Origin of the sequence: Collimonas arenae (assembly GCF_000786695.1) — a bacterium.
Lineage (GTDB): Bacteria > Pseudomonadota > Gammaproteobacteria > Burkholderiales > Burkholderiaceae_D > Collimonas > Collimonas arenae_A.
On the sequence record NZ_CP009962.1, the window covers coordinates 5,067,980 to 5,085,159 of the forward strand.

The window sequence follows — 17,180 nt, forward strand, 5'->3', positions numbered from 1 at the left end:
GGCCGGTGTCATCGGTGTCATTTGACGCGCTTTGGACGAAACACCGCGCTATCTGCATAAAAACCGTCGTCTTGTCCGGCGCACCATCCCGGCACGCCGAGTACCGGCAACGGTGTCAGACGCCTGACCAGAGAGCCGTGCTGCGCCAGGTCGGCGGCGATCTGTTGGTCGATCCAACCGCGCTTGGCATCTTCGCCCAGTGAAAAGTAAAACTCTGGCGCGCTGATCACCAAGGTATGTGCGGTAATCGCCTTGTACGGACGCACCAGTTTTTCCAGCAAGGCATGGCCGAACAACCAGACCTCGGCATCCACGCCAAACGCAGCTCGTTGTTCGACAAATGCGTCGGTCCATTGATGGTTGCGCAAAGCCGTCGTCAGCGCTTGCCCGGCAGCGTTGTCACGCACCAACAGCAAAGCTGCATTCTCATCAAAGATAGTGGCTGCATCGCGCGTCGCGCCGCGCGGCTTGCTGCTGCCGGACAACGTACCGGCCCGCGCCAGCTCGGCGGCCTGCAATGCGTTCAGGCGCGCCTTGATGGCCGGGAAAGAGAGCCAGATCAAGGCATTCAGGAAATCATGGAGATTGTCACGAGTTGGCACTTTGCCGCTACTGCCGATAAATGCTTCGTAAGCCACTGCGGCGGGTAGCTCGGCTTGCGCCACAAAATTGAGCGGCAAGCCTTGGTAATTATGAATACAACGCGCTTGCACAACCGCGTTCAACGCCTGCCTCCAATCTGTGGCGGCGCTCAACTGCCTGCCAAGAACACGAAACGGCGCGAGCCACGGTTGCGACCAGTCAATTGCACGCAGGAACAATGCGGATGAGTCGAACGAATCGGGAGCGGCGGGTGTAGTCATTTGCCGCGCATTTTACATCGCGCTTAGCCAAGCGCCAATGCCAGGCTCAGATTGGCGCCTGCTGCAGTTTTTCCGGCACAATATCAGCCAATGCATCGGCACAGCGGACCACTTCGCCGATAACAATAATGCTGGGGCTACCAAGACCGCTCTCCTGCAGGTCCTGCGGCAGCCGATCGAGACAGGTCAGCAACTGCGCTTGCGACGCCAGCGTTGCCGATCGCACCACTGCGACAGGCATGCTTCCGGCCATGCCGGCATCCGGCAGATTGCGCTGCAATTGCCGACAGCGAGCAACACCCATATAGATCACCAGAGTCATCCCGGCCGCGACCAGCGCAGGCCAGTTCGGCTGCACCGCATCGCTCTTGCCATGGCCAGTGACGAAAATCACACCCTGGCTATAGTCGCGATGGGTTGCTGCAACGCCGATACTGGCGGCAGCCGCCATGCCGCTGGTAATGCCCGGCACCACATCGACTGCCACGCCGGCATCGCGCAGATAGGCGCGCTCTTCACCACCGCGGCCGAACAGGTAAGGATCGCCACCCTTCAAGCGCACCACGCATTGTCCGTTTTGCGCCTCCAGTACCATCAGGCGCTGGATGAATTCTTGCGAGGTCGACTGGCAACCGCCGCGCTTGCCAACGTGGATGATGCGCGCACCCTCGTGCGCATGCTGCAGGATCTCGGGATTGACCAGATCGTCCACCAGCAGCACGTCGGCGCGGGCAATCGCCTTGACTGCTTTCAGCGTCAGCAGGTCAGGATCGCCCGGTCCCGCTCCAACCAATATGACTTTGCCTTGTCGCTGCATATCTGCCTCCACGCTAAGCCGCCACCGGATGCGTCTGTTTTCGATACAGGAATTCCAGCACCGAGGTACGGTATTCTGCATATAGCGGATCCTGCGCCAGCGTCACCCGTTCCCGTGGCCGCGCCAGCCTTACTTGCACAATCTCGCCGATAGTGGCTGCTGGACCATTCGTCATCATCACGATGCGGTCCGACAACAGCACTGCTTCGTCGACATCATGGGTCACCATCACAACCGTCGATTCGGTCTTGGCGACAATCTTCAACAACTCGTCCTGCAAATGGGCGCGCGTCAAAGCATCCAGTGCACCGAACGGTTCATCCATCAGCAACACCTTTGGCTCCATTGCCAGCGCCCGCGCAATACCGACCCGTTGCTTCATGCCGCCGGAAATTTCGTGCGGGCGTTTTTTTCCCGCCGCCGTCAAACCCACCATCGCCAGCGCGGCCTTGGTGCGTTCCTTCAGGGCGTTCCTGTTTTCGGTCGCGCCAAATACGCGTTCGACGCCGAGGTAGATGTTTTCATGGCAGGTCAGCCACGGCAGCAGCGAATGATTCTGGAACACCACCGCACGCTCAGGCGACGGTCCACCGATTTCACGACCCGCGCAAATCAATACGCCCCCGCTCGGCATCAGTAAACCGGCAATGAGATTCAACAAGGTCGACTTGCCGCAACCCGAATGACCGATCAGCGTCACAAACTCGCCCTTGCGCACTGTCAGGTTGATATCGCACAGCGCATGAAACGGGCCTTTGCGGGTGTTGAATACCATCTCGGCCTGATGGATATCGATGAATCTAGCGTCGCGCTGTTCCATGCTCTTCCTCGCTGATGTGATTGCTAGCTCGCAACCTGTTCGTAAGTAAACGCCTTAGCCAATGCCACCAGCAATTGCTCCAGCAGCAAACCGACCACGCCGATCACCACAATCGCGATGATGATGTGTGGCACGTTCAGGTTGTTCCATTCATCCCAGACCCAGAAGCCGATACCGACGCCCCCCGTCAGCATTTCCGCCGCCACGATGACCAGCCATGCGGTGCCGATCGCCAGCCGTACACCGGTCAGCATGTAAGGCAGGACCGAAGGGAAGAGAATCTTGGTGATGATTTTCCACTCCGACAGGTTCAGCACCCGCGCTACATTCATGTAGTCCTGCGGCACTCTCTGCACACCGATCGCGGTATTGATCACCATCGGCCAGATCGAGCAGATGAAGATTGACCAGATGGCCGCCGGGTTGGCCGACTTGAACACTAGCAAACCAATCGGCAGCCAGGCCAGCGGCGACACGGGCTTCAGCAAACTGATAATGGGTCCGAACATGCTCGACAAGAATGCGAAGCGGCCGATCATGAAGCCGAGTGGAATCCCGACCAGAGCCGCCAGGCCGAAGCCGACGCCGACACGCTGCAGCGAAGCCAGGATATTCCAGCCGATGCCCTGGTCGTTGGGACTGGTGCGGTAGAACGGATCTGAAAATAGTTTGAACGCTTCCTGCAAGGTCAGCAGCGGCGTCGGGAACTGTCTGTTGTTCATCGCAATGATCTGCCAGACCAGCACCAGGAACGCCAGTCCGAGCAGCGGCGCAATGATTTGCATCAGCCAGGAAGGTGCGCTGCTGCGCCGCTTGATTGTTTTCAGCATTGGCCGCGGCGCGGCGGCCGTATCGACCGGTGCTTTCGCTTCATGCCCGGCGCTATCCATGATCGCCGCCTGGCGGTTTGCATTCGCCGTTGTATCCATGATTGCATTCATATTCGCTCCCGGATAATCCATGGCCCGGCGACTGCCGGACCATGTCATGCATGGATCTTGAACGACGCGGCATAGGCTTGCGGATTCTTGCCATCCCACACCACGCCATCCATCAGCTTCGAGGTACGCAATACATCCTTCGGCACCGGCGTATTCGTCATCGCCGCGGCGTCCTTGTAGAGAGCGATCTGGCTGACCGACTTTGCCACCGCCAGGTAGTCCGGATCGGTCTTCAGCAAACCCCAGCGCCGGTGCTGCGTCATGAACCACATGCCGTCCGACAGATAAGGGAAATTGACCAGGCCGTCGTTGTAGAATTTCATGTAGTTCGGGTCGTCCCAGGTCTTGCCCAGGCCGTTCTGGTAACGCCCCATGATTCGCTGGTCGATCACATCCTTGCTGGTATTGACATAGGATTTATCGGCAATCGCTTCAGCCATCTTGTTCTTGTTGGCGAGCGAGGCGTCAATCCACCTGCCGGCTTCCAGCACCGCCGCAATCAGTGCACGGCAGGTATTCGGATTCTTGGCGGCAAACTCGGCGGTGGCGCCTAGTACTTTTTCCGGATGGTCTTTCCAGATCTCTTGCGTGGTGATGGCGGTGACGCCGACGCCGTCGACAATCGCCCTGTGGCCCCATGGCTCGCCAACACAGAAACCATCCATGTTACCGACCCGCATATTCGCCACCATCTGCGGCGGCGGCACGGTGATAACTTTGGCGTCCTTGAGCGGATTAACGCCGTTGGCGGCCAGCCAGTAATACAGCCACATGGCGTGCGTGCCAGTCGGGAAAGTCTGCGCGAAGGTATATTCGCGCTTGTCGCTGGTCATCAGCTTGGCCAGCGAAGCGCCGTCGACCGCCCCCTTGTCAGCCAGTTTTTTCGACAAAGTGATCGCCTGGCCGTTATTGTTCAGTCCCATCAGGATCGCCATGTCTTTCTTTTGTCCGCCGATGCCCATCTGCACGCCGTAGATCAAACCAGACAACACGTGCGCGCCATCCAGTTCGCCGTTGGCCAACTTGTCGCGCACGCCTGCCCAGGAAGCTTCCTTGCTGAGGACGATCTTGATGCCGTATTTCTTGTCGAAGCCGAGCAGCGACGCCATCACGACGGAGGCGCAGTCGGTGAGAGGAATGAAACCGATCTTGACTTCGGTTTTTTCCGGTTTGTCCGAGCCGGCGGCCCAGGCTCCGGTTGCAGTGCTCGATAATCCCAACATGCTGGCTCCTGCCGCGAGTGTCGCGGTCTGTAATAGTTGGCGGCGCTTGCCATCGACAGCCAGGCTTGTATCCAGATCATCCTGCGGCAACACATTCTCTACATCCATCGCACGGCCCCTTGGTTTCGGCAAACAAAAAAGGCGTCGTTCCACAATGCACCAGTCATGTGGAAAGACACCTTTGTCTTATGTGGAAAGGACCACCGTTAGCCGATTCCAGCGACGCCATCGTTGGCGCTTGAATGTTTATATGCAAACCACGTGCCAGGATTTTTTGCGACAAAGCGCGCGTTTCTCACCCGGAAAGCGCACTTGCTTTGTGCGTCGCACCAAATGTGCTCACGATTTTCGGGCATTGCTGTTGAATGTCTGACCATCTGGCCAGCTTGTTTTAGCCCAGCAAATCGGCGGCGTCGATAATGCGTTGGGCCACCTCGGACAATTTCAGATTCTTGTCCATTGCCAGCCGGCGCAGCTTTTGATAAGCCTCCTGCTCGCTCAGCTTATGGTGCTCCATCAGCAAGCCTTTGGCCCGCTCCAGCACTTTGCGCTCGGCCAGTTTCAGCTTGGTGTCGGATAACTCAGCAAGCGATTTCTGCTCTTGCCGGAAGCGCGCCAAAGCGACATCCAGTACCGGCTTGATGCGCGCTGTCTGTAGACCCGCCACGATGTAGGCGGACACTCCGGCGGCCATGGCGGCATCCATGCTGGAGGTCTTTGCATCCTCGGTAAACAAGACGATGGGACGGCGCGCATCGCGGGTTGCCACCACCACGTGTTCCAGTACATCGCGGGCGTTGGATTCGGCATCCACGATGATCATGTCAGGTTGCAACTGAGCAATTCTCTCAGGCAGATAAAGGTCGGCCGGAAGCGAGGCGACGATGTTGTAGCCGGCTTCCAGCAAACCGATGCGCAAGTCCTTGCCACGCGCGGCCTGGACCGCAAACGCAGGGTCGTCTTCACCCTCAATGGCGACCGGATTGACAACAACGATACGTAGACTTTGCATGCTTGAAACCCGCGTCCGGAGATGACTTAGTGAGTTACGGTTAGACAGGATGGAAGCCCCTTTATCCATCCCTGCCGTACATGCATGCAAAAATCGCACCAAGTCGATGCGACAGGCCACCGGAGAGGTGGCCTGATAACTTTATATCAACTGCCAATCGATTGTTTCACCACCGTTCAGGGGCACCACGGTGGTTTCGCCCAGAGGCAATTCGGCCGGCAAGGTCCAGGGCTGGCGTTTCAATGTCACGCTGCCTTGGTTGCGCGGCAGGTTATAGAAAGCCGGACCGTTAAAGCTGGCGAATGCTTCTAGCTGATCCAGCGCACCGGCCTGGTCGAAAGCTTGTGCGTACAGTTCCATCGCATGCAAGGCCGTGTAGCAGCCGGCGCAACCGCAAGCGTGTTCTTTCAAACCCTTGGGGTGCGGCGCCGAGTCGGTACCGAGGAAGAAGCGCTTGCTGCCGGAAGTTACCGCACGCACCAGCGCCTGGCGATGTTCTTCGCGCTTCAATACCGGCAGGCAGTAATAATGCGGACGAATCCCGCCCTTGAAGATTTCGTTGCGGTTGTACAGCAGATGATGTGCCGTGACGGTAGCGGCAACCGGACCGTCAGCGCTCTCGACGTACTGGGCCGCGTCCTTGGTGGTGATGTGCTCAAACACCACTTTCAGCTCCGGCATGTCGCGCCGCAACGGCTGCATCACGCGATCGATGAAAACGGCTTCGCGATCGAAAATATCGATGGCCGGATCGGTCACTTCGCCATGCACCAGGAAAGGCATGCCCAGTTCCTGCATCGTTTCCAGCGTCTTGTAGCACTTGGTCAAGTCGGTTACACCGGCATCCGAATTGGTAGTGGCGCCAGCCGGATAGAGTTTTACCGCATGCACAAAGCCGCTGTCCTTGGCGCGCCGGATTTCATCGGGCGGGGTATTGTTGGTCAGGTACAGCGTCATCAGGGGTTCAAACGCCAGATCAGACGGCAGCGCCGCCAGGATGCGCTCGCGGTAAGCCCCAGCCTGTGCAGTGGTGGTCACCGGCGGCTTCAGGTTAGGCATCACGATGGCGCGGCCGAACTGGCGCGCGCTGTGCGGCAGCACGCTCGCCATGGCGACGCCGTCGCGCAGGTGCAAGTGCCAGTCGTCGGGCCGGGTAATGGTCAAGGTATCAGTCATCTTCATTCTCTTCTGCAAAAAGTTGCTCCAACATGGCTGCCGGATTATTCAGGAAATGGCGGGTAGTCGTATAGTGTTCGGTGTCTTCGTAGCGGGTTTCAGCCAGCCCGCTCTGGTCCAGCAGATAGATCCTGGCATGCGGATAGGCAAGCAGAATCGGCGAATGCGTGGCGATGATGAACTGACAGCGGTCTTGCGCCAGCTTATGAATGATCGCCAGCGCCGTCAGTTGGCGGTTGGGCGAAAGCGCGGCCTCGGGTTCATCCAGCATGTAAAAGCCATCAGGCTGGAATTTGTTTTGCAGCAACGCCAGGAAAGACTCGCCATGCGATTGCCGGTGCAAACCCTTGTCGCCATAGGAGTGATGCACCCGGCCAGCGCCCTCTTCCAATTCTTCTTCATAGGTGGCCAGATTGAAAAAACTCTCGGCGCGCAGGAAGTAGCCATTCCTTGGCCGTTTGAAACTCTTCACTGTGCGCAGATAGCTGTGCAACTCGGAATGGGCATCGGCAGTAGAGAAACGCGCATTTCTGGTGCCTCCTTCGGCGTTGAAACCCCAGGCAATCGCCATCGCTTCCATCAGGGTCGATTTGCCTGCGCCATTCTCGCCCACCAGGAAAGTCACCTCCGGATGAAACTCGATCTGCTCCAGCTCCCGCACCGCAGGAATGCTGAAAGGATAGGCATCGTAGTCAATCGCCATGTCGGGATTGAGTTTCAGACTGCGCAGATAGGGTTTGACGGAGAGCATGGTACGGCGGAGGTTTTGATGGCGTCATTTTACCGCAGCCGGGATAATACCCCCGCGAAAGACCTGGCTTTCCCTGTACGACTCAGCTCCGAACCAAGATCGGATGGGCAATAAAAAAGCCGCCCGGTATTGATCCGGAACGGCTTCTGATCCTGCAAAAATCCGGATGGTCAGTGAATGATCTTCGCCAGGAAGTCACGCGCGCGATCGGAGCGCGGCGCACCGAAGAACTCTTCCTTGCGGCAGTCTTCTACTACCAGGCCTTTATCCATGAACACTACGCGGTTGGCGACCTTCTTGGCGAAACCCATTTCATGTGTAACCACCATCATGGTCATGCCTTCTTGCGCCAGGCCGACCATTACGTCCAGCACTTCGTTGATCATTTCCGGATCGAGGGCCGAAGTCGGCTCGTCGAACAGCATTGCGATCGGATCCATCGACAACGCACGGGCAATCGCCACGCGTTGCTGCTGGCCGCCCGACAACTGGCCTGGGAACTTGTCCTTCTGTGCGATCAGGCCAACGCGGTCCAGGTATTTCAACCCCTTTTCGTTCGCTTCATCCTGGCTACGGCCGAGCACCTTGACCTGGCCGATAGTCAGGTTTTCACGGATCGACATGTGCGGGAACAGTTCGAAATTCTGGAACACCATGCCGATGCGCGCACGCAGTTTCGACAGGTTGGTTTTCGGATCGCCGACCGAGACGCCGTCGACCGTGATCACGCCCTTTTGAAACGGTTCGAGGCCGTTGACAGTTTTGATCAGCGTTGATTTACCTGAACCCGACGGTCCGCACACGACGACCACGTCGCCCTTGGCCACTTGCGTGGTGCAATCGGTCAAGACTTGAAACTGACCGTACCATTTGCTGACGTTATCTAACTTAATCATGAGTATTTCTCCTAATTCCTGAATTCTGTTTTGCAGGTGGCAGCCTACCCGTCAACGGACAGGCTGCCGTCCTTTATCGAATAATCGCAACCTTGTGCTGCAGCTTCTTGACCAGCGTCGACAAACCGAAGCTCATCACGAAGTACACCACGGCGACAAACATATACATTTCCACCAGACGGCCGTCACGCTGCGCGATCTTCGAGGCAACGGTAACGAAGTCCGGTACCGAGCCCAGCACGTAGACCAGCGAGACGTCCTGGAACAGCACGATGGTTTGCGTCAGCAAGATCGGGATCATGTTGCGGAACGCTTGCGGCAGCACCACATTGCCCATCATCTGCCAGTAGTTCATGCCGAGCGCGTAGCCGGCAGAAACCTGGCCGCGTGGAATCGACTGGATCCCCGAACGCATGATTTCGCAATAGTAAGCTGCTTCAAACAGGATGAAGGTAATCAACGCAGATGAAAACGCGCCGACCTGCACCGGTTCCTTCGCGCCGATGATCCAGGCGCCGATATACGGCACCAGGAAGTAGAACCAGAAAATCACCAGCACCAGCGGCACCGAGCGGATCAGGTTGACATAGCTGGTGGCGATCAGCGAGATGGTCTTGCTGTGCGACAAACGCATCATCGCCAGCACGGTGCCAAACAAGATACCGCCGACCATCGCCACCAGTGTCAGTGTCAGCGTGAACTTCATGCCGGTGGTGAACAGGTAGAACCAGGAACGCTGGATGACGTCAAAATCGAAATTCGAAAACATGATTAATGGCCTCCTGTGTTCGCACTGCCAGAGGCAATAAATCCTGGAATCGCAATGGCTTTTTCAAGCCAGCGGGCCAGCAACAAGGCGATACCCGAAATGAGCACATAGATCACTGTAGCGCCAGTCAGGGATTCGAAAGTCTGGAACGTAAATTCACGCATTGAATAAGTCGCCGCAGTCAGTTCCACCAGGCCGATGGTCAATGCGACCGAGCTGTTCTTGATGATCGCTGCAAATTCGTTGGTCAGGGACGGAATGATGATCCGGAACGACATCGGCAGCAATACGTAGCGATATGTTTGTGGCAACGTCAGACCAAGTGCAGTACCCGCCAGCTTTTGGCCACGGGGCAGTGCATTAATGCCAGCGGAGACCTGTACGGCAATCCGCGACGACGTAAAGAAACCAAGCGCCAGGAAGGCGGTAATGAACGACGCATTCGGCAGGCTTTTGAGCCAGTTGCCAATGCTCGCAGGTACAATTTCCGGCATCACGAAATACCAGAGGAACATCTGAACGATTAATGGGATGTTACGAAATAGTTCGACGTAGCCGTTGGCCAGGCGTACTGCCCACTTGTTCGGCATGGTGCGAATCGTACCGATCACCGTACCGATGACCAGCGCCATGATCCAGGCTGAAATAGACAACGCAAGCGTCCATTTCAAACCGGCCAGCAAGGTGTCCATGTAAGTGCTGACACCGTCGGGAGACTCTTGCCAGAAGATACCCCAGTTCCAGTTGTAATGCATATTAAGTCCCCTCTCACTCTCTAACTCACTGCCGCTACTGCTTGAAACCACTTGAATGTGCGCCGGAACTACTGCCATCCGGCGCATATGACAATGAAAATTGTGCAATGCAGCAAATTGATTCCAGAAACAAAAGGGGAGGCTTACGCCTCCCTTTCATTTCTTCAGATCGCCAATCTTATTTTTTCTTCAACGATTGTTTTTGCGCTTCTGGCACGACAGCGTACACAGCCGGATCGCTGGAGTCGGTCGGATGGGCAAATGCCGCCTTCAATTGCGGGCTCATCGGCACATTCAGGTTGACGCCTTTAGGAGGAATCGGCTTCAAGAACCATTTTGCGTAGATGTCGTTGACCGCGCCCGATTTGTAGAGGCTGGTCAGCGCACCGTCGACTGCTGCCTTGAAAGCAGGATCGTCCTTGCGCTCGATGATGCCGTATGGCTCAACCGACAGCGCTTCGGTAGTGATTGCATAGTCGTTAGGCGCACGCGAGCTTGCTGCCAGCGAAGCCAACAGGATGTCATCCATCACGAACGCCACTGCACGGCCGGTTTCAACCATCAGGAACGCTTCAGCGTGGTCCTTGGCAGCCAGGATGTTCATGCCGAGGTTGCGCTCGCCATTGAGGATCGTGATCTGCTTCAGGTTCGACGTGCCGGAAGTCGAAACGATCGTCTTGCCCTTCAGATCATCCAGCGTCTTGATGTTGGACGATTTCTTGGCCAGGATACGGTTTGCCGTGACGAACATGGTCGGGGCAAAAGAAACAACTTTTTGACGATCAGCATTGTTGGTGGCGGAATCGCAGGACAGGTCGATTGTGCCGTTGGCGATCAGCGGAACGCGGGTAGCCGATGTCACTGGCACCATCTTGACGTTCAGTGCTGTCATGCCCAGCTGCTTTTGAATCGCAGTGGCGGCCTTCAGGCACAGGTCGATCGAATAGCCTTGATACGATTGCTTGTCATCCAGGTAAGCAAAAGGAATGGAAGAATCGCGCACACCCAGGGTAATGGTGCCGGTATCTTTGATTTTTTTGAGTGTTCCGGTCAGTTCTTGCGCTTGCACGGAGCTAACCAGCACTCCCAGGCCAACCAAAGCAACGACCAATTTCGATGACATCATAGCAACTCCCGTTAAAAAATTATCTGTATAGTTTAACAAACTCACTGCAGCCGCAGCAGACTTATACCTATGCTTATTGTTTATTTTTAGCTCTCCTCCAAAAAATGCCGGCCTCCCCGCCTGTACAAAATGTCAATAACGATCGATTTTCTTGTTCTTGTCTTCTTGCTACAACTTGGCACGCTGCGCGCTATGGCTTAATTTCCGACATGATCTGACGGGAAGCGCAACGACTCTCTAAAAAGATAGCCCATAGGCATGTTCAACGTAAGATTATTTTTTGCCGGTATCGCACTCAGGAACCACTTTGAATACAGCTTGTAGATCTCGCCATCATGAATGATGCGGCCCATTTCGCGATCCACTAGCGCTTTGTATGCCGGATCGCCCTTCGGCAGCATGATAGCGTAAGGCTCTGTTGTCAAAGGATCGCCGACAATCGCATAAGCGGCCGGATCCTTGGCAGTTGCTTTCAAGCCATACAGCAGCACGTCATCCATCACAAAAGCGTCCGCCTTCTTGTCTTCCACCATCTTGAACGACTCGTTGTGGTCGTGTCCTTCCAGCACCGTCATGTTGAGCGAACGGACCTGGCCGCGGTCTTCCAGCGATTTGACGCTAGTCGTGCCTTTGGTCGTCACCACTCTTTTATCGCGCAGATCCGGCCAGTTCTTGATCTTGTCGTCGACCCTGACGATCATGCGCGACGACGCCATGAAGTGCGCAATGGTGAAGTCTACCTTCTTGCGCCGCTCCGCGTTATTCGTGGTCGAACCGCATTCCAGATCCGCTTTTCCACCCGAAATCACATCGATACGGTTGGACGAAGTCACCGGTACATAGGCGATATTCAATTGCGGCAACTTTAATTGTTGCTTTACCGCATCTGCTATTTTCAAGCACAGGTCAATCGCGTAGCCCACCGGTTTTTTATCCTGGTCCAGAAAAGAGAAGGGAAAAGATGCCTCTCTGTACGCGATTGTAATGGTCTTGCTATCGCGGATCCTGGCTAGCACGTCTTCCGCATGCGCCGTCATTGCACTCAAACCGAGGCTGAAGATCAATGCTACGCCCAAGCCATTTTTACGCCACGCGGTTACGCCGCTGCCACTACATTCCCTGATGTCCACACTGTTCTCCCGTTGATATGCGCTAATGTTGTCGAACTATTTTTATGTCCTGAATATGCTAAACATGCAATATTCAAGCCAGCTGCTTAGCTGCCCGCGGCGATTGCCTTTCATCGCTCTTAGATAAGCAAACGCCCCGAATTTTACCGGGGCCAGATACCACAAACGCAAACGGCGGCTGCCGTTTGCGTTTGTACAAAAATATTTCGACTATAACTTCAAGTTAGCGCGACATCAATCAAGGATACAAACCGCGCATTTCGCGCGCCTGCAATACCCGCGTACATGCAACGATAAACGCCGCGGTACGCAGTGAGACCTTCTTCTCCTCAGCCAATTGCCAAACCGCTGTGAACGCTTCGCGCATGATGCGGGTGAGGCGCAAATTGATTTCGTCTTCGGTCCAGAAAAAGCTGGAAAAGTCCTGTACCCATTCGAAATAACTCACGGTCACGCCACCGGCATTGGCGATCACGTCAGGAACGATCAACACGCCTTTTTCATGCAGGATGTCGTCGGCTGCGGGGCTGGTCGGACCATTCGCGCCTTCGAGAATGATCTTGGCGCGGATCTTGCCGGCGTTTTCAACAGTGATTTGCTGTTCCAGCGCTGCAGGCACCAAAATATCGCAATCCACCGCCCAAAACTGCGCACGGTCGCTGACTTCATCGCCGCCGCTGAAACCGGCAACGCTGCCGGTTTCCTGCACGTGGGCTTGCAACGCCGCCACGTCCAGGCCGCTGTCGCGCACGATGGTAGTTTTATGATCTTGCACCGCTACCACTTTGGCGCCGGCTTCCGAAAACAAACGCGCCGCAATGCTGCCGACATTACCGAAACCCTGCACCGCGATCTTGGCGCCATGGATATCCAGGCCGCGCTTGACCGCTGCTTCGCAACCAACCACGAATACGCCGCGACCAGTGGCTTCGCGCCGTCCCAGGCTTCCGCCCAGGGAAATCGGCTTGCCGGTCACCACGCCTGAAGCCGTGCTGCCCTGGTTCATGGAATAGGTATCCATCATCCATGCCATGATCTGTTCGTTGGTGTTGACGTCCGGCGCCGGAATGTCTTTATTCGGGCCGATGATGATGCCAATCTCGCTGGTGTAGCGACGCGTCATGCGTTGCAGCTCGCCTTGCGACAGAGTCTTCGGATCAACCCGGATGCCGCCCTTGGCGCCGCCGTACGGCACGTTGACAGCGGCGTTCTTGACCGTCATCCAGGCCGACAGCGCCATCACTTCCGACAGGGTCACGTCCTGGTGAAAACGTACGCCGCCCTTGCCTGGGCCGCGCGATGTATTGTGCTGGACCCGGTAGCCTTCGAAGTGGGCAATGGTGCCGTCGTCACGTTCGATCGGGACGTCGACGATCAGCATCCGCTTCGGACGCTTCATGGTTTCAACCCAGCGGGCCAGGTTGCCGAGATAAGGGGTAACGCGGTCGATTTGTTCGAGATAGTCGCCCCATGGGCCGATGCCATGTTGCGAGAGATAGGATGGAACTTCGTGCTTGATAGTCATACGTTTGCGCGCTCCTGGAAGTAGCAGACCGGCCCCCGTATGAAAGATTGCAGCAGGGGCGAAATCGATCTAGTGGCGAATCGTAGGACAACGGCATGGGGCATTGCCAATGCTTTGTGCGCATGTAACTATGCAATTTTTGCATGATTATCTATTATGCAATTTCCATGCCGAAAGCATGGTCACTCCTTGCTCCCTCAACGCCGCTAGCGCTGGCTGGAAATAGCCGGAATCGGGGTTTTACGCTTGGCGTTCCTGGCCGCCAGCTCCTGCTGTTGCAACAGATAGGCCCACAAGCGTGCAACCACTGGCTTGCCTGGTCTTTGCACTGTCGGGCGCTCGCGATACAAACGGATTTCCATCGTCGCCTCCCATTCCGGCGCCCCCAGGTCGACGCTGGCCAGCTGCTTCAACTTGACCTCGCGCGTCACTGCGGACTCCGGCAAGAACGCCACACCATGGCCTTCCAGCGCCATCATTTTCAAGCCTTCCGCCATATCGGTTTCATAGCGTTTTTCAAGATACAACGGCTTTTTGGCGTCGGCCAGGATCAGTTCCACCATACGCCCGAGATAAGCATTGCTGGTGTACGAGAGGAACGGCAAAGGCGCGGTCGCGCTGCCGGGAAAGCGATAATCGGGCTCGCCCGCCTTGTTGCAATGGGCGTAGGCACGCAGCACTTCGCTGCCAAGGGTGATCAGGTCGTAGCGGCCGGTATCGAGTTGCACCGGCTGGCGCGGATGGTGGTAGCACAGCAGCAGATCACAACCGCCGTCAACCATCGCCATCACCGCATCGTGTACGTTCAGCGCCAGCAAGCGCGTATTGAGCGGGCCGAACCCCTCTTCCAGCACACGAATCCAGCGCGGCACGTAGGTCAGCGACAAGGTGTGCGGCACCGCGAAATCGACCGTACTCAAGGCCGTTGGCCGCTTGCCGCGCATCAGCGCGCGGGCGTTGTTGATCTGGCCGAGCATCTCCAGCGCCTGCTCGTAAAAGACTTCGCCTGCCGCCGTCAGACGCGTCGGATAGGAAGTGCGGTCAATCAGGTCGGCGCCCAGCCATGCCTCCAGCGATTGAATCCGGCGCGAAAACGCCGGCTGCGTGACGTGACGCAATTCTGCCGAACGGCTGAAACTATGCGTCTCCGCCAACGAAATGAAGTCTTCTAACCATTTGCTTTCCATGCCGCTATCGTAACGCGAGTCGGCATTTCGAGATAAAAATATTTTCGGGAAAGAGGCGGCCGGCGTAGGCTTTAAGAGTCGCCGCAGCGCGACGAATTACTCTGTCCCCAACAGACTAGATAAAACGTTTAAATCACAGAGAACAATGTACGTGCCGAGTAGTTCTGATACTCTTTCTCACCCCACTCTGCTACACCATCCGAATCACATTTTCAGCGTAGCCATCGGTGTCCGGCGACGACGGCGATGCGATTCCCACCTCCTCCGGATGCGCTTGCTGGCGCAACCACATTTGCGCATAAGCGCCGTCTGCGGCCAGCAATTGCGCATGCGTGCCGCGTTCGATAATGCAACCGTGGTCGAGCACCAGGATCTGCGCGGCGTCGGCAATCGTCGATAGCCGGTGCGCAATGACGAGCGTGGTGCGGTCCCTGGCGATTTCCTTGAGCTGCGCTTGGATTGCTTGCTCCGATTTCGAATCCAGCGCAGAAGTCGCCTCATCGAATATCAGCACAGCCGGATTCTTCAGCAAGGTGCGGGCGATAGCGACACGCTGTTTTTCGCCGCCGGACAATTTCAGGCCGCGCTCGCCGACCATCGAGTTATAGCCATCCGGCAGCGACTCGATGAAGTCGTGGATGTGCGCAGCCTTGGCCACTGCGATAATTTCTTCCTTGCTCGCGCCTGGTTTGCCGTAAGCAATGTTGTACTCGATGCTGTCGTTGAACAGCACCGTATCTTGCGGCACGATGCCGATGGCCTGGCGCAACGAGGCTTGCGTAATGTCGCGCAGATCCTGGCCGTCGATGGTGATGCGGCCGCTGTTGATATCGTAGAAGCGGAACAGCAGACGCGACAACGTCGACTTGCCGGAGCCGCTATGGCCGACCACGGCGGTGGTGGTGCCTGCTGCTATCGTGAAATCGACATCGAACAGAATCTGGCGTTTGCTTTCGTAGCTGAAATCGACGTGTGAAAAACGTACTTGCGCTCCACCGGTCAACAGCGGCCGTGCGTCTTCCGCATCGGCGATTTCGCGATTCTCATCGAGCAAATGAAACAGCCTTTCCATATCAGCCAGGCTCTGCTTGATTTCACGGTAAATCACGCCGAGGAAATTCAGCGGGATGTACAGTTGGATCATGAAAGAGTTGACCAGTACCAGGTCGCCCAAAGTCATCTTGCCGTCGATTACACCCTGCGTCGCACGCCATAAAATCAGGGTCACCGCGATGGCGATGATCAGCGATTGCCCGGTGTTGAGCAGCGATAGCGAAGTCTGCGATTTGACCGCTGCCGTTTCGTAGCGCATTAGACCGTCGTCGTAGCGTCGCGCTTCGTATTCCTCATTGCCGAAATACTTGACGGTCTCGTAGTTGATCAGCGAATCGATGGCTTTGGTGTTGGCGCTCGAATCCAGTGTGTTCATGGTGCGCCGGAAATGAGTGCGCCATTCGGTTACCGTCACCGTAAAACCAATGTAGCTGACCAGCGCCACTACCGTGATGCCGGCGAACCAGATATCGTAATGCAGCACTAGGTAGCCCAGCACCAGAGAGATTTCAATCAGGGTCGGCAAGATGCTGAACAAGGCGTACGACACCAGAGAAGATATTCCGCGCGTACCGCGTTCGATATCGCGCGTCATGCCGCCGGTCTGTCGGTTCAAATGGAAACGCAAGGACAGCGAATGCAGGTGACGGAAAACCTGCAAGGCGATGGTGCGCACCGCGCGCTGGGTGACGCGGGCAAAGACGAATTCGCGCAGTTCGGTGAACAAGGTGGTGCTCAGGCGTAGCGCGCCGTAAGCCACCAGTATCCCCAATGGCAGCACCAGCAACGCCAGCGGATGCGTGGCGGTGACGGTCATGCTGTCGACCAGCTTCTTCAAGACCAACGGCACGCCGACATTGGCCAGCTTGGCGCCCAGCATGAACAACAATGCCAGCGAGACCCGCCATTTATAGGTCCAGAGATAGGGCAGCAAGGTCTTGAGCGTGGCCCAATCGCTGCGCTTGGGCTGGGCGCCGCTGGTAGCGGTGGCAGCGGCGTCTGGCTGTGGGGCGGAATGGTGGCGCATAGGGTGACAATCTTTATGTATAGGGACTTACGCAAAATCGTTCTGGCAAGACGCATCGACGAAGACAGTACGAATGGTCGGCCAGGAGATGCAACGCGGTCAGGGCAGT

16 protein-coding genes are annotated in these 17,180 nt (G+C 56.6%); all 16 read right to left on the reverse strand.

Annotated features, from left to right (window positions below; genetic code table 11):
- Positions 1–17 precede the first annotated feature (17 nt).
- Positions 18–863, reverse strand: coding sequence for a DUF3025 domain-containing protein (locus LT85_RS22375; RefSeq protein ID WP_052135399.1), 846 nt, complete (start codon positions 861–863; stop codon positions 18–20).
- A gap of 46 nt (positions 864–909) precedes the next feature.
- Entirely contained in the window at positions 910–1,680 is a 771-nt protein-coding gene (cobA, locus tag LT85_RS22380; protein WP_038493353.1) for a uroporphyrinogen-III C-methyltransferase, read from the reverse strand.
- Positions 1,681–1,693: 13 nt separating this feature from the next.
- Entirely contained in the window at positions 1,694–2,500 is an 807-nt protein-coding gene (locus LT85_RS22385) for an ABC transporter ATP-binding protein (RefSeq protein ID WP_038493356.1), read from the reverse strand.
- A 23-nt stretch (positions 2,501–2,523) separates the two neighbouring features.
- A complete protein-coding gene (gene ntrB, locus LT85_RS22390) occupies positions 2,524–3,330 on the reverse strand; it encodes a nitrate ABC transporter permease (protein ID WP_437177303.1) in 807 nt (268 codons plus the stop codon).
- Between the two features lie 155 nt (positions 3,331–3,485).
- Entirely contained in the window at positions 3,486–4,772 is a 1,287-nt protein-coding gene (locus LT85_RS22395; RefSeq protein ID WP_052135400.1) for a CmpA/NrtA family ABC transporter substrate-binding protein, read from the reverse strand.
- Between the two features lie 283 nt (positions 4,773–5,055).
- On the reverse strand, positions 5,056–5,676 hold the full coding sequence (locus tag LT85_RS22400) for an ANTAR domain-containing response regulator (protein ID WP_038493359.1): 621 nt from the start codon (positions 5,674–5,676) through the stop codon (positions 5,056–5,058).
- A 141-nt stretch (positions 5,677–5,817) separates the two neighbouring features.
- Entirely contained in the window at positions 5,818–6,852 is a 1,035-nt protein-coding gene (pyrC, locus tag LT85_RS22405; protein ID WP_038497195.1) for a dihydroorotase, read from the reverse strand.
- Positions 6,845–7,603 carry an AAA family ATPase gene (locus tag LT85_RS22410; RefSeq protein ID WP_038493362.1) on the reverse strand — a complete coding sequence of 253 codons (759 nt, stop codon included), beginning with the start codon at positions 7,601–7,603 and terminating at the stop codon, positions 6,845–6,847. Before LT85_RS22410 ends, pyrC begins: the two co-directional genes overlap by 8 nt.
- Before the next feature lie 170 nt (positions 7,604–7,773).
- Positions 7,774–8,499, reverse strand: a complete 726-nt coding sequence (locus LT85_RS22415; RefSeq protein WP_038493365.1) for an amino acid ABC transporter ATP-binding protein — start codon at positions 8,497–8,499, stop codon at positions 7,774–7,776.
- A 73-nt stretch (positions 8,500–8,572) separates the two neighbouring features.
- Positions 8,573–9,268, reverse strand: coding sequence for an amino acid ABC transporter permease (locus tag LT85_RS22420; protein ID WP_038493368.1), 696 nt, complete (start codon positions 9,266–9,268; stop codon positions 8,573–8,575).
- 2 nt (positions 9,269–9,270) lie between these two features.
- Entirely contained in the window at positions 9,271–10,023 is a 753-nt protein-coding gene (locus LT85_RS22425; protein WP_038493371.1) for an amino acid ABC transporter permease, read from the reverse strand.
- A 178-nt stretch (positions 10,024–10,201) separates the two neighbouring features.
- A complete protein-coding gene (locus LT85_RS22430; protein ID WP_038493374.1) occupies positions 10,202–11,149 on the reverse strand; it encodes an amino acid ABC transporter substrate-binding protein in 948 nt (315 codons plus the stop codon).
- 197 nt (positions 11,150–11,346) lie between these two features.
- Entirely contained in the window at positions 11,347–12,186 is an 840-nt protein-coding gene (locus LT85_RS22435; protein WP_081992845.1) for an amino acid ABC transporter substrate-binding protein, read from the reverse strand.
- A 331-nt stretch (positions 12,187–12,517) separates the two neighbouring features.
- Complete coding sequence (locus tag LT85_RS22440) at positions 12,518–13,804, reverse strand: Glu/Leu/Phe/Val family dehydrogenase (protein WP_038493379.1); 1,287 nt, start codon at positions 13,802–13,804, stop codon at positions 12,518–12,520.
- Between the two features lie 206 nt (positions 13,805–14,010).
- Complete coding sequence (locus tag LT85_RS22445) at positions 14,011–14,991, reverse strand: LysR family transcriptional regulator (RefSeq protein WP_038493381.1); 981 nt, start codon at positions 14,989–14,991, stop codon at positions 14,011–14,013.
- Between the two features lie 190 nt (positions 14,992–15,181).
- Positions 15,182–17,071, reverse strand: coding sequence for an ABCB family ABC transporter ATP-binding protein/permease (locus tag LT85_RS22450; RefSeq protein WP_038493384.1), 1,890 nt, complete (start codon positions 17,069–17,071; stop codon positions 15,182–15,184).
- Positions 17,072–17,180 lie beyond the last annotated feature (109 nt).

Coding starts and splice junctions, on each gene's coding strand:
- ntrB (WP_437177303.1), bottom strand. CDS start 3,330: ATGCTGAAAACAATCAAGCGGCGCAGCAGCGCACCTTCCTGGCTGATG.
- LT85_RS22410 (WP_038493362.1), bottom strand. CDS start 7,603: ATGCTCTCCGTCAAACCCTATCTGCGCAGTCTGAAACTCAATCCCGAC.
- pyrC (WP_038497195.1), bottom strand. CDS start 6,852: ATGACTGATACCTTGACCATTACCCGGCCCGACGACTGGCACTTGCAC.
- cobA (WP_038493353.1), bottom strand. CDS start 1,680: ATGCAGCGACAAGGCAAAGTCATATTGGTTGGAGCGGGACCGGGCGAT.
- LT85_RS22450 (WP_038493384.1), bottom strand. CDS start 17,071: ATGCGCCACCATTCCGCCCCACAGCCAGACGCCGCTGCCACCGCTACC.
- LT85_RS22375 (WP_052135399.1), bottom strand. CDS start 863: ATGACTACACCCGCCGCTCCCGATTCGTTCGACTCATCCGCATTGTTC.
- LT85_RS22430 (WP_038493374.1), bottom strand. CDS start 11,149: ATGATGTCATCGAAATTGGTCGTTGCTTTGGTTGGCCTGGGAGTGCTG.
- LT85_RS22400 (WP_038493359.1), bottom strand. CDS start 5,676: ATGCAAAGTCTACGTATCGTTGTTGTCAATCCGGTCGCCATTGAGGGT.
- LT85_RS22425 (WP_038493371.1), bottom strand. CDS start 10,023: ATGCATTACAACTGGAACTGGGGTATCTTCTGGCAAGAGTCTCCCGAC.
- LT85_RS22395 (WP_052135400.1), bottom strand. CDS start 4,772: ATGGATGTAGAGAATGTGTTGCCGCAGGATGATCTGGATACAAGCCTG.
- LT85_RS22415 (WP_038493365.1), bottom strand. CDS start 8,499: ATGATTAAGTTAGATAACGTCAGCAAATGGTACGGTCAGTTTCAAGTC.
- LT85_RS22420 (WP_038493368.1), bottom strand. CDS start 9,268: ATGTTTTCGAATTTCGATTTTGACGTCATCCAGCGTTCCTGGTTCTAC.
- LT85_RS22445 (WP_038493381.1), bottom strand. CDS start 14,991: ATGGAAAGCAAATGGTTAGAAGACTTCATTTCGTTGGCGGAGACGCAT.
- LT85_RS22385 (WP_038493356.1), bottom strand. CDS start 2,500: ATGGAACAGCGCGACGCTAGATTCATCGATATCCATCAGGCCGAGATG.
- LT85_RS22435 (WP_081992845.1), bottom strand. CDS start 12,186: ATGACGGCGCATGCGGAAGACGTGCTAGCCAGGATCCGCGATAGCAAG.
- LT85_RS22440 (WP_038493379.1), bottom strand. CDS start 13,804: ATGACTATCAAGCACGAAGTTCCATCCTATCTCTCGCAACATGGCATC.